Raw genomic sequence first — 12,500 nt, 5'->3', positions numbered from 1 at the left:
CAGATTCAAGTATTTGGTCGAGATCGTATTGATTGTGCTTTCAGACCAGTCGATTTGTAGCGATGGATTTTGCCGTAGGAATTCTTTCAAGTAAGCAGTAATATCATCCTTGGATATGCTGGCGCGGCCAGAGTAGTAGGTTTTAATAAAAACCCGTGCGGTGATTTCTCTGAATAGCCGGTTGTTCAGAGAAAACTGCCAAACAAGTACAAGCTCTTTATCCTGTTGTGGCACCAGCTCGGTGAAAATTTTCTTGATGAGAGCCTGATGATCCTCATTCTTGAACTGCAAAAATGACTTTCTGACCTCTCGCTCAATTCTCATACGGCTCTTTTCAGTACGGAGATTAAACTCATTGCGCTGATTGATGAGCTCTTTTAACGAGTCTGATTGGCTGAAATGAGAATCTATGGCCTTAAAAATGACACTACAATCCCTCAACCCTCCAATCACATTGATTGCGGTATTATAAGCACCAAGGTCTGTCGTGTTATTCAGGCGTTCCATTGATTACTGTTCATCCTTTTCCGTTTTGTCCGCGGCGCCACCTGAGCGAACCCATTCATCAACCTCATTTTGTTTAAACATCCATCGACGTCCCACCCGGTGGCCCGGCATAGTCCGTTGTTCGATCCACTTGTAGACCGTCTCGTTGCTTACATTCAGATATTTGCAAATGTCATCGACTGTCAGCCATCTCTCATCCATACCCTTCATCCTTAATTATTTTGATATCAACTCAAAAACTCCGGAAGACTAGAAGCCCGGACACAATGCCATTGCCTTGCTGATTCCAATTACATTGATCCTATGCCAAGAACAAGCGATTTGTGCCGATTAGTGACGACTTGTCCACCGAAGCCTCAGTTATCCTAGGTGGTATTGACCAACTCATTTTTTAACAATCCCAAAAGCTCTCCATGGGGGGGCGTAACAATCCCCTTTTTTGCTCATGGATCAGGCGAGCCCGTATGCACGGAGTTTTTTCTGGTAAGCTGCGCTGCAATTCTTGCTGCCGCGATCCGAATGCAAAATCAGTCCCGCAGGTGGGCGGTGGAAACACACCGCCTTGATCAAGGAGGCCATGACAAGCCCCGTATCCATTCACTCAGCTAGGCTGAAGCTGAGATCGTCTGAAAAAAACGGACACCAGCATATTTATCAAAGCAATTGAAATTTTTTAGGGACAATTTTCTATATTCATAGGGCTAACGTTCTTGTGGAACAATGCAAAGACATTGCCCTAGCCCTGTCGCAATGTTCCAATAATCTGTTCAAAGATGAATCTGCTATGTTCCATTTTTGCCCTACGATGCCAGGAACACAATTTTTAATTCTCAGCTTCATCTGCCTCCCGCCGCACTTGCTCCTGAATAGAAGCCAAAACCGATTCAATCTGATTAAAAATGTCTAACTGGCATTTCAAAATTGCTTTGATAAGCTTAAATGAATCTTGCAAGCAATAGGCAGCTTCATCTTGAAATATTGTTGTGGCTGGAATGCAATAAGGAATTTGCATCTCAAAAATTTTTATAGATACATTATTCTTTTGAATAGACTAGATTTGTGCTTCTAAACTCACCAATAGCCCTGTTCGGCCACAAGCCGGACGGGGCTTTATCATTTTGCGATCGAAGGAGGATGTTCATATGAACCAATACCAATCAGAAAATATTACCGATTTGGCAAAGGCTCTGCTCTGCGTGCAGCGAACCGTGCAACCTGTCACCAAAGACGCAGAAAACCCATTCACCAAGAGTTGGTACGCCAGTCTCAACAGTGTCATGGACGCGTGCCGCAACGCGCTCATCGAAAACGGCATCTGGATGTGCCAGTATCCTGTACCTGTGGAGCAGTCCAACTTTTTAGGACTGGTTACCAAGCTGACGCATGCAGAATCAGGGCAATGGCAAAGCTCTCTTGCCGTGGTTCCTCTGCCGAAGGCCGATCCACAGGGCATGGGATCGGCAATAACATACGCCCGACGCTACGCTCTAACCGCCATGTTGGGCATGGTAACTGAAGATGACGATGGCGAAGGGGCAAAAAATGGCAAAAAATCGCCCATACGTCCCAAACTGACCGTGAACGCCCCTGAATCACAAAATGCGCGGCAATGCGAGCCATCTACCACACTCAACATTTCAGGCCCCCCAAATCTTCCGCCAGCAAGCCTTGAAAATCTCCCGCCGCTGGAAGGCGTCACCTACCAGCAAGTTACCGCCCAGGACGGACGGCCTTGCATCATTGCCACCGGCAACACGCAGGCAAAAAAGGAATTACTTACCGGTTCGGGCTTCCGTTGGAACCCGCAGAGAAAATTGTGGTGGAAGTATGTCGATGCCGCATAACAATAATCAAAATACCGAGTGAGAGGGCTGCCTGATGGCGGCCCTTTCGCTTTTATGGAGACTAAAGCATGGAACAGATGGACCGCACGGAAGGATTGAGGGCGTTAATAAGGCAGGGCCTGCAAGCCGTGGCCCACAAAGACACACTTGCGCATTTGGGCGACCGCTCCAGCTACATTGGTATGAGCGACATCGGTCAGCACTGGGAATGTCCACGGGCTGCACTGGCCAGAAAGGTGCTGCCCACCACAAACAGCCTGGAGCGTCTGCTTACGCTGCAGCGCGGGCACTGGTTTGAGTCCGGGGTTGGGCAAGCTCTAGCATCGCTGGGCCTGCATGTATTGCCCCAGCTTGAGATCAACTGGCAGCATCAGGGCGTGCCCATTAAAGCCCATCTTGATTTTGTGCTGGTCTGGGGCGCGCCCGTCAATGCAATACGCATTCTGGAAGTGAAGAGCACAGACAAACTACCTGCTTTGCCTCACGATTCCCATCTGCTGCAACTACATGGGCAGATCGGCCTGCTAACAAAAGCATGGAGCAAACCCGTGTTCAGCCTTCGTGCTGAGGACGGTGCGCTTCTGCATGAGAAAATGACATTCCCTCAACTTTGTCTTGCCCATCTTGGCCTTCCGTTGCCCAAGCAAGCTGAGGAACTGAATATGGAAGCCTGGCTGCTCTGCCTTTCTATGAAGGAGGTAAAGGCGTTCGGCCCTTATGGTTTCAATCAGGCCATGTTGGATACGGCCCTTGACCATGCGGTCCAACTCTGGGGCGACCTCACGGCCCACCGTGCCGGGAATTTGTCCCTTTCACAGGTAACCTGCGCCCAAGGTTTTTACCCAATCTGTTCCTACTGCGAATATAATGGCGATTGCCCCAAATTCCCACAGGGAGTGCAGATGCCGCAATGGGAACCGGCACTTGAAAAGCTGGCGGCCCTCAAGGAACAGCGCACGGCTTTGGATAACGAAATCAAAGAAATGGAGACGGTGCTTAAGCTGGTTCACCGGCAGTCTGGCACACGAGATTGGGTAGACACGGGAAACTACCGATTCCGCATGTCAGTGGCAGCAGGGCGCAGCACGCTTAATCGCGAAGCCCTACATGAAGAACTGACTGCCATCTTCCGCTTTGAAGGCTTGGGTAACATTGACGTAGATGCCTTGCTTGCCCGCTGCGAGCGCGTTGGCTCTCCTTTCGAAAAATTAAGTATTTCACCTATAAACTGAATCTGGAGAAACAAACTCACAGAGCGCGATAACGCAAGGAGGATAAGCTGAGAACCACGTAGCTTGACAAATAATTTGCAAGACGTATCCTTTAATCACGGATTCTTTACTCTAGCGAAAAAAGGAGGCCGCGATGCTTGCCAAACTTACCTCTAAGAATCAGCTTACGCTTCCAAAGGCCATTGTGCAGCAGATTGACCAGCCCGAATATTTCGATGTGTCGCTGGAAGATGGTCGCATAGTCCTCACGCCCATGCAGGTACGGCCAGTTGACGCCGTACGCAACAAACTAGCGGCTCTTGGCATCAGTGAGCAGGATGTAACGGATGCTGTCCAGTGGGGGCGTAGAGCATAGCTATGGCCCCTCGTGTAGTTTTAGACACAAACTGCCTTGTTTCCGCGCTTATTTTCTCAAAGGGAAGAATAGCTGAGCTCCGTCAAATATGGCAGACTGAAGGAATCATCCCTGTAGTTTGTCGTGAAACCGTCACTGAATTGATCAGGGTGTTAAGTTACCCAAAGTTCAAGCTGGAACCCCAAGAAATTGAGAGTTTGCTCGCTGAATTTCTGCCCTGGGCTGAGACTTTCCCACTTGAAATTCCTCTTGAAGAAGTTTCAGAACTTCGTGACAGGGATGATGCAGTCTTCATTCATTTAGCAAAAGCAGCCAATGCCGCTTTTCTAGTGTCTGGGGATAAACACTTATTAGAACTGCGGCATATATTTCCAGAACTGCAAATAACAACCCCCGCAGAGCTTTTAAGGCATATTTCAAAACATAACTAACAGTCATTATAATAAATTTACAGGAAGGCGTACCCATGAGGGTGCGCCTTTCTGTTTTTGGAGGCAATAATGAAAGGCACGAATATTTCTGAACTTGACTCTCTTCAGCCCACCGACCTTAATGCCGGTCAAGTTTTCAGCGGCAAGCCCTCTGGCACCACGGTCAGGGGCTATGCCGTTCCTTCGGCCTACACCCCGGCAATTGATCACGACTATATCTTCCATGAGTCGAGCCGCGACATGGTGGTCTGGTTCGTAAATCTTCAAGGGGCACAGGGGGCACATGAACCGCTCTATGTCTTCGGCCCCACAGGTTGTGGCAAAACAAGTTGCATCAAACAACTGGCAGCCAGGCTCAACTATCCGATCTTTGAGGTCACCGGCCATGGGCGGCTGGAGTTCGCCGATCTGGTGGGGCATCTGACGGTCAAAGACGGCAATATGACCTTTGAATATGGCCCTCTTGCCCTTGCCATGCGGTATGGGGCAGTTCTGCTGCTTAATGAGATCGACTTAACCTCACCAGAAATAGCCGCTGGCCTGAACAGCGTTTTGGACGGCTCCCCCCTGTGCATTGCAGAAAATGGGGGTGAAATTATCCAGCCGCACCCCATGTTCCGTTTCGTGGCCACGGCCAATACCAATGGCGCTGGCGATGACACGGGCCTGTACCAAGGCACACAACGCCAGAATCTCGCCTGGCTCGACCGCTTCACCATCTGCGAAGTGGGCTACCCTGATGCAACTGTGGAGAAAAAGCTGCTGTCCCAGCGCTTCTCTTCGCTGCCCGAAACGCTCTGTGCCACTATGGTGGACTATGCCAATGAAGTCCGCAAACTGTTCATGGGTGAGGCATCAACCGGCAACCTCACCAACACCATAGAAGTCACCTTCTCCACGCGCAGCCTGCTGCGCTGGGGGGATCTGACCGTGCGCTTCCAGCCTCTGGCCCACCAGGGCATACAGCCTGTCACCTATGCCCTCGACCGTGCCCTGGCCTACCGCGCCAGCCGCGAAACCCGCGCCATGCTGCACGAGCTGGCTCAGCGTATGTTCCCGCAGCAGATGGAAGGTGAGTCCCCCCAAACCGTAACGGCAGAAATTGAAATCCTGCAAGGCGAGCAAGCCCTACGCTTCATGCGCGGCCATCTGCACCACACACCCACGGTGGCCAAGCCCCTCGTCCATCTTCAGGTAGTCCACAACCTTTCTGGCAAAAAGCAGGACGGCAAGTTCTGGATCGGCGAGGCTAGCCCTGTGGGCCTCACGCTAAAGTGGGGCAAGCCGGACACCGTTGGCCAGCAGCACTTTATTCCCGCCGAAAACTGTGAGGGCAACAATTCCGTGATGGAGCTTGAAGCACGCGCAGAAAAGAAAATCAAAGAAGGCTACTCCCTCAATACAACAAAAAGCTCATTCTAGGAGGCTACCATGACTCAGCTTGTTTCTGATATCCGCATTTTGGACAATTTGCTGGCCCTTAACCTTAACGTCAGCTTATGGTCAGCCCGGCGCAAAATGAGCCAGGAAGACCTGGGGGGTGCGGAACTGCCCCCCGAAGATCTGGCTTCTCTGGGCTCAAAGCGCATTGCCGACCCGGAAAACCTCAAGGTGTTCGGCACACTCAAAGCCCGCGCCTTCAACTACCTTGACCGGAACGGGGTGCGGTTCATGTCTGGCTGGGCCATTCCCGAAGAAAAGGCCGGCGAAATCGTGCAGGAGCTGCTTAACATCCGCACTGAATTCCAGAAAGAAAAGGAAGCATTTCTGGCTGACTATGACCAAAATGTGCAGGCATGGATTGAGAAGCACCATCAGTGGGGCGAAATCATTCGTAACTCCCTTGTGGGGTCTGAATATGTCCGCGCCCGCATGGATTTCCGCTGGCAGTTGTACAAGGTGGCTCCGCTTGAGCAGCACACAGACAACACCGCTGTGCTGGAAGCCGGTCTAGCGGAAGAGGTGCAGGGCCTCGGCGGCACACTGTTTGATGAGGTGGCCAAGTCGGCTGACGATATCTGGCGCAGGGTTTATCACGGCAAGACGGAGGTAACCCACAAGGCGCTTTCACCGCTGCGTACCCTGCATGCCAAGCTCACTGGCTTGTCTTTCGTAGAGCCGCATGTGGCCCCGGTAGCTGACATCGTGCAGGCTGCACTGTTGCGCATGCCCAAGAAGGGCAACATCACCGGTACAGACCTGCTACTGTTGCAGGGACTGGTCTGCCTGCTCAAAGACAGTACGGCTCTTGTGGGCCACGCCCAGAAAGTAATTGAGGGCTACGGCCCGGCATTTGTGCTGGATGCCCTGTTGGCTGGTCCGGACGTTATCCACGAGCCGGACGGCCTTGCTGGACAGATGGATGGCTCCATGGATGGGAATATGGACGATGAACCCATCCTGCCTGAGATTCCCGTGGCTGACAGCGCTTTGCCGCATCCTGCCATCCCCAGCCTTGGTCTGTGGTGACGCCATGGTACGCACAAAAGACGTTCTCAACTGTCTGCCCCTGCTGGCGTCCATCCTTAGCGACCGCTATGGCGTGCAGGTACGTATTGGCGGCAAGGAAGCCTGCACCAACGGTAAAGTTATCCATCTGCCATCGTTGCCCATGGATTGTGAGCCGGAATTATTGGCTCTGGCCAAGGGGTTCACAGACCATGAGGCTGCCCATATACGGCACACAGATTTTAGCGTGCTGAAAGCGGCAAACCTTGATCCTGTGACCTTCAACCTGTTCAACTGCCTCGAAGATTGGCGTGTTGAAAAGAAGCTGTCGGGTATTTTTCCAGGTTGCCGGAGAAACCTAAACTGGTTGATACGACGATTCTTTGTAGAGCAAGCACAGCCAAGGGCCGGGGACGATTCCCCGGCCCTTGTTACTTTGGATTATGTGCTTCTGACGGTGCGGGCCTGGGATGTAGATGAAGTAAATCCGGCACGCCAAAACGCAGCGCGCATCATGGAGCAGCACTTCCCCAGTTTGAAAGAGGCTCTGGATGCTATCCTAGTGAAGGTCTACATTCATTGTCCAGATACGGCGGCAGCAGTCGCATACGCACGGCAAATCGCCCTGTGCATCCGGCAGTGGGAACCGCCTCAACCAACTGCAACCACCAAATGTACGGATAAAAACGGTCAGGGTGACATGCCCCCGCTGACAAAGGAGGACACCGATTCTGCCTCACAAATTGACCAGCAATCTGATCTGGTTCAACCGCCAAGGGCTTTTAGTGCTTTACCGCTTAAAGCCCTATTTCATGCGGAGGTACAAGACTTACCCCAGAATCTTGGGGAAATCATAGCGATTGAGCTTGCCAATAGCAGCGCAGAATCCGCTGGTGACGCACTGACCGTGGCCGTGGAAGGCACTCGACAAGCAGCACCCTTGCCAGCAGGGCAGAAGCTGCAAGCCCTTCAGACCAGCATTGCCCTGCGCACTCGCCTTCAGGGCTTTCTGCAGGCACAAACCCAAAGGCGTTGCAGTATCGGGCGTAGAGGGGCTCTGCACGCCAATTCGCTACACCGCCTGCAGGTCGGCAATGCTCGTGTTTTCCAAAAAGAGTCTGTGCAACTGGGCCTCAATACGGCTGTCCATGTCCTGCTGGACGTAAGCGGCAGCATGGCTGGCGCACCGATTAATCTTGCCAATCGGGCCTGTTTTGCTGCGGCAACCGCGCTGAGCCATATCCGTGGCGTGAACCCTGCAGTAACAGCTTTTCCCGCAGTCACGGAAACCAATTCAGTATTCCCCATCATGCAACACGGGCAGGCGGTGCCAGATTTGTTCGACCTTCGGGCTTCTGGAGGGACCCCCCTAGCGGGGGCCGTGTGGTGGGTTTTGCAAACCATGTTGCCCCTCAAAGAGCGGCGCAAGATAATTCTGGTTATCACTGATGGCATGCCAGATAACCAGTTGGCTGCAAACAATGCCATCGGGGTGGCGCAAAAACTTGGCCTTGAAGTTTATGGTCTTGGCATACGAGATGAACACATCATGCATCTGCTGCCGCACACAAGCAGGGTGGTCAACGATTTACCTGATCTGGTGCCAGCAATGTTTGCAATGCTGCAAACTGCATTGCTCAAGGGTTGTGCGGTATGATGGTCCCCCTCGATTTTAGCCCTAGGTGCCGGACGGGGTTATTCAGTTTCTTTGTGTTTAACAAAAAACGGCGCATCCCGCGCTGCTAAAAGTAGTGGAGGCTTCATGAATTATACTGGTTGGATTGCAGTTGCCATAGCTGTTTTGCAAATTGTCAAAGAAAGTATGGATGATTAGGCAGATAGGAGGTTGCTCTTATCTTTCGCAATATCACAACTAAATGGAGCCCTTATGAGTAAGACATGGGTATTTATCGGCGGAGCGCTAGCAGGGATAATCGGCGTATTCACTGCAGCGGCGGTGGCCGTAGAATTGGATAACAGGAAAGCCGGCCAAGAGATTGAAGACGAGCCGGAAAAATTGGAACTGCCCGAAGGAGGATAGAAGCAGGGGGCTACAGACAGAAACCTTATGGGAAGCGGGAATATTCTCGCTTCCCTGTCTTTAAACGATGAAATCGTTGATTACTCTCCAAAACAAGTTGGTATTTGAGGGTTTCAACATTTTTAAGGCAAAAAAACGAAATAGGTGATTTTTTTCTTGTATAAGGCTTGCTCAGTATCTGAGACGGATACATTTTACGATGTGTTTGCAGTTTGTTTGTCTTCGGCCTCTGTTAGGCAGCAGTTATGTGACTGTTATTGTAAGCCATAATTTATGAGAGAAATTAATTTGTCGTAGCATTCTTGCGGAGTAAATCTGCTTCCATAGCGACGTGCTGCGAGCGTTTCGTGCGTGTGGCCAAAGACTTGCTCAAATATGGGGGTGTGCATCATTTTTTTCTTGAAAAAGTCGCTGAATGTATGGCGCAAAGAATGAAATGTCTTTTTTCCTTCAATGCCTAGGCGACGAATAAACGGGCCAAAATCCTTGCTGATGATTTTGGCATACTGTTTTCTCTCCCCAAGAGCCTTGAGATCCGGGAACAAACGAACTCCAGCTTCTTTCATTTTTGCATGATACTGTAGAAAACCTAATTCTTGTAGGTGATTGTGTAATGGAATAATACGGCTTGCATTCGCTGTTTTAAGTTTTTTGTCTTCAAGACCGCTGTCATCCGGCCGGTTGTTTATGTCAACCACCCATAGGCCATCAATCTGATACACATCAGCACAATGCAGTTGACAAATTTCCTCAACTCGCATGCCTGTATACAAACCTATCCATGGAACCCAGTATTTCGAGGGGGTTGTGCTTGTTTTATATGATTCAAAACGACTGCTCTTGAAAATTTTCTTTAAGTCATCAAGGCTAAAGGCTTCTCGAGAGTCAATTTCTGAAATTTTTTCTTTTATTGTAAGCTTTGTGGCAAGATTTTTTTCTAAGTATCCCTCTGTTACAAGCCAATTAAACATCGCAGAAACATCAACAAGATATGTATTTATCGTTTTTTCTTGCAGTGTATGTTCATGATGCATGCCAACAATTTCTTGTATCGTTTTATCGCGTAAATCTTTGCGTTTTGTGAAATTAGGTGGAAGTTTCATGAGTAATTCGCGAAAGTTACGAAAATCATCACGAACATACATATCAATAGGCTTGTCAGTGATTGCTTTAATGAAAAGCTCAATATGTTTTTTCAGCTCAGGGGTATAACGTTCATTTTTTTTGCCATCTGAAACTTTAGTTTGCAGATAACTATCTAAAAATACTGAGAGTGTTTTAGTTTTTCTTCGTTCCAAGCGATCTTTTTTTGTTGGCGTGGCGATATATGCCGGTTCTATCGTCTTTGGGTATTGTTCATGCGGGAGTGATAACAGATGGTGTTCTTTTGAGTAGTCACTACTTAACCTTGCAAGAAGAGCATCATAGTATTGTACAGAAAATTTGCAGTATTCATTAACTATTTGAAGATAATTTTTCTCTGAAATTTCTTTTCGGTCAAAAAGAGTCAACGAAATAAGTTGCTCAAGAAAGTCGGATGCTGCCAGGCAGAGTAAAGGGGGGGAGTCAATGGCCGCACGGCACTGTTGCTGTATGGCCATGTATAAGAATTTTGTGCTTATCCCCATGTCTTTTGGGGTATGCATATCGAAAAGAGACTGTTTCAGCTCTCTGTTTTCTAACTGAGTGCGTGAGTCGGGGTTTTGCGCATCACTTTCTAGTGCGTAACGGAAATAGCCCGCAAGGCGCTTTTTGATGTCACCAAAAGAAAGTACGCAGTCGGCAGAGCTATTTTTTAAAAATATGGATAAGCGTTCCTGCGAGAATTCTGGTAGAGCCATGCAGGGGAACTGCATGTTTAAGGGGGCAGCAACTTCCTTCAGTGTGTAATCATGCCCATGGGCATTTAACCATGAGTGAAGGGCATGTACTGTCGTAGGATAATCGACCACCGGCTCCACAAAATCAGGAGTTTTGTTGTGTATGTAATCTCGTAATTTTGACATGTCATCAGGGCTAACCATCGCTTTCTCCTGAAAAAGCCTATGAATGGAGATCGTCGCAAGGGCTGATTTGCGTTTAGCTTCCTTAAGGCTGTCGGTATGAAGTGATAGCCGGATTTCTTTACAAGAACACCGGGATATGTGCCTTTGAGGAACCCTAAATCGAAAGTAATACGTTTTTTCACGCAAATAAAGATATGAAGGCAGGCGTTCTTTAACAGCCTTAAGCGGAGAGGCTTGTCGTGGGGATGGAGTGGGGGGAAGCTGATGTGAAATTGACGCTGACATAGCATTCTCTCGCACAGTTTTGTGGCACAGTTTGTGGCACAGGTTTGTGTGACAGTATGAGGCCTGTTGGCCATACTGGCGAGATTTGAAAATCAGCTTCTGAAAAACAAAGGAGGTTACAGCGTGTTACTGTAACCTCATGCTTTGTTTGCTTATTTATGGTGCCGAGGGCGGGACTCGAACCCGCACGAGAATCCTCACTACCCCCTCAAGATAGCGTGTCTACCAGTTCCACCACCTCGGCGCGAAAAAATGAATTAGCGCATTGTGCTGGTCTTGGCAAGCATTTTTTTAAAAAATTTGCCGGGGCTTGCGCTTACGGCTTGTTGCGAGTAACTTCAGGCGCTCACTGGAGACTGCCAATGGACGAAAGCGTACATAAATTTTTGCGCAGTACAGGCCCTGTACTGTGTGTGGATATCGGCAGCGGCACTCAGGACGCATTGCTGGCCCGTCCGGGCCTTGAGTGCGAAAACTGGCCGCGTTTCGTATTACCCTCGCCAGCCCGCATGGTCGCCCAGCGCATCCGCGAACTGACGCTGCTGCGGCGTGACCTGTGGCTGTATGGCGGCAATATGGGCGGCGGCTTCAGCCAGGCTGTCAAAGAACACCTGAGGGCCGGTTTCAAGGTGTGGTCTACTCCGGCGGCTTCGCGCGGCATCCACGATCGTGAGGATGTGGTGCGTGGCATGGGGGTGGAGTTTTGCACCGTCTGTCCTGAAGGCTGCGTTCCTGTTTTTCTGTCGGATTACGCCCCGGACTTCTGGGCCGGGCTGTTGCGCATGTCCGGTCTGCCGCAACCGCATATGGTGCTCGCGGCCGCTCAGGATCACGGCCATCATGTGGAGGGCAACCGGCTGGGCAGAATGCTCATGTGGAACCGGCTTCTTGCCGAGTCTGCCGATCCTGCATCCTGGATATATTCCACGCCGCCTCCGGCGCTTACGCGCTTGCAGCCCCTGCATGACAAAACCGGAGGCCCTGTGGCCGATACCGGGGCCAGCGCCCTGCTTGGCGCGCTGTGCGACAGCGAGGTTATGGACCGCAGCTTCCGCGAGGGCATAACCGTCATAAATGTGGGCAACGGTCATACTGTGGCGGCTCTTGTGTATAAAGGGCTGGTGCGCGGTATTTACGAGCACCACACGGGCATGCGCAGCCTGGAACAGTTGCTGGCGGATCTGGAACAGTTCCGCAAACACTGGCTGCCTGCCGAAGAAGTGCAGGCCACGGGCGGTCACGGCACGGCCTTTGGCCCGTACTGTGAAGAGGCCGGGGGCTACCTGCCTACCTTTATTACCGGTCCAAGGCGTGCCTTGCTGCAGGGCCACGGGCGCTTTTTGGCGCCGCA

Annotated in this window: 11 protein-coding genes, 1 tRNA gene and 2 pseudogenes (1 of these 14 running past the window's edge); 9 read left to right on the top strand and 5 right to left on the bottom strand. The window is 50.6% G+C overall.

Annotation, left to right across the window (positions count from 1 at the left end; all coding sequences use genetic code 11):
- Together V6C07_RS03415 and V6C07_RS03410 are read right to left on the bottom strand one after the other, a co-directional pair.
- Positions 1 to 507, bottom strand: the 5' portion of a protein-coding gene (locus tag V6C07_RS03415; RefSeq protein WP_333534968.1) for a BrxA family protein. It extends 294 nt beyond the left edge of the window; the window shows 507 of its 801 coding nt (coding positions 1-507); its start codon is at positions 505 to 507; its stop codon lies off the left edge, out of view.
- 3 nt (positions 508 to 510) lie between these two features.
- Positions 511 to 708: a helix-turn-helix domain-containing protein gene (locus tag V6C07_RS03410; protein WP_333534967.1), complete on the bottom strand. Its 198-nt coding sequence runs from the start codon at positions 706 to 708 to the stop codon at positions 511 to 513.
- 941 nt (positions 709 to 1,649) lie between these two features.
- On the opposite strand from V6C07_RS03410, the gene V6C07_RS03405 reads away from it, so the two are divergent.
- The 8 genes and pseudogenes from V6C07_RS03405 to V6C07_RS03370 all read left to right on the top strand — a co-directional run bounded on the left by V6C07_RS03405 (position 1,650) and on the right by V6C07_RS03370 (position 8,858).
- On the top strand, positions 1,650 to 2,351 hold the full coding sequence (locus V6C07_RS03405) for an ERF family protein (RefSeq protein ID WP_333534966.1): 702 nt from the start codon (positions 1,650 to 1,652) through the stop codon (positions 2,349 to 2,351).
- 68 nt (positions 2,352 to 2,419) lie between these two features.
- Positions 2,420 to 3,583, top strand: a complete 1,164-nt coding sequence (locus V6C07_RS03400) for a hypothetical protein (protein WP_209819094.1) — start codon at positions 2,420 to 2,422, stop codon at positions 3,581 to 3,583.
- A gap of 133 nt (positions 3,584 to 3,716) precedes the next feature.
- Positions 3,717 to 3,938 carry an AbrB/MazE/SpoVT family DNA-binding domain-containing protein gene (locus V6C07_RS03395; RefSeq protein ID WP_096152631.1) on the top strand — a complete coding sequence of 74 codons (222 nt, stop codon included), beginning with the start codon at positions 3,717 to 3,719 and terminating at the stop codon, positions 3,936 to 3,938.
- Between the two features lie 2 nt (positions 3,939 to 3,940).
- Positions 3,941 to 4,369, top strand: a complete 429-nt coding sequence (locus tag V6C07_RS03390; RefSeq protein ID WP_209819096.1) for a putative toxin-antitoxin system toxin component, PIN family — start codon at positions 3,941 to 3,943, stop codon at positions 4,367 to 4,369.
- A 69-nt stretch (positions 4,370 to 4,438) separates the two neighbouring features.
- Positions 4,439 to 5,431: pseudogene (locus V6C07_RS03385) on the top strand (AAA family ATPase); the annotation flags it as partial.
- Positions 5,432 to 5,800: 369 nt separating this feature from the next.
- Complete coding sequence (locus tag V6C07_RS03380) at positions 5,801 to 6,838, top strand: DUF3150 domain-containing protein (protein ID WP_333534964.1); 1,038 nt, start codon at positions 5,801 to 5,803, stop codon at positions 6,836 to 6,838.
- Positions 6,839 to 6,842: 4 nt separating this feature from the next.
- Positions 6,843 to 8,474, top strand: coding sequence for a cobaltochelatase CobT-related protein (locus tag V6C07_RS03375; RefSeq protein WP_333534963.1), 1,632 nt, complete (start codon positions 6,843 to 6,845; stop codon positions 8,472 to 8,474).
- A 231-nt stretch (positions 8,475 to 8,705) separates the two neighbouring features.
- The gene (locus V6C07_RS03370) at positions 8,706 to 8,858 is read left to right on the top strand and encodes a hypothetical protein (RefSeq protein ID WP_333534962.1); all 153 of its coding nucleotides are present in this window, start codon (positions 8,706 to 8,708) and stop codon (positions 8,856 to 8,858) included.
- A gap of 254 nt (positions 8,859 to 9,112) precedes the next feature.
- On the opposite strand, the gene V6C07_RS03365 is transcribed toward V6C07_RS03370, so the two are convergent.
- The 3 genes and pseudogenes from V6C07_RS03365 to V6C07_RS03360 all read right to left on the bottom strand — a co-directional run bounded on the left by V6C07_RS03365 (position 9,113) and on the right by V6C07_RS03360 (position 11,393).
- The gene (locus V6C07_RS03365; RefSeq protein ID WP_333534961.1) at positions 9,113 to 10,882 is read right to left on the bottom strand and encodes a site-specific integrase; all 1,770 of its coding nucleotides are present in this window, start codon (positions 10,880 to 10,882) and stop codon (positions 9,113 to 9,115) included.
- Positions 10,883 to 10,900: 18 nt separating this feature from the next.
- Positions 10,901 to 11,149 (bottom strand): annotated as a pseudogene (locus V6C07_RS13370) (DUF6538 domain-containing protein); the annotation flags it as partial.
- A 159-nt stretch (positions 11,150 to 11,308) separates the two neighbouring features.
- Positions 11,309 to 11,393, bottom strand: a tRNA-Leu gene (locus tag V6C07_RS03360).
- Positions 11,394 to 11,511: 118 nt separating this feature from the next.
- On the opposite strand from V6C07_RS03360, the gene V6C07_RS03355 reads away from it, so the two are divergent.
- The coding region (locus V6C07_RS03355; protein ID WP_333534959.1) for a DUF1786 domain-containing protein at positions 11,512 to 12,500 on the top strand (989 nt) is incomplete at its 3' end.

Origin of the sequence: Desulfovibrio sp. 1214_IL3152 (genome assembly GCF_036763055.1) — a bacterium.
GTDB lineage: Bacteria > Desulfobacterota > Desulfovibrionia > Desulfovibrionales > Desulfovibrionaceae > Desulfovibrio.
This window is presented reverse-complemented; position numbering and strand designations above follow the sequence as displayed.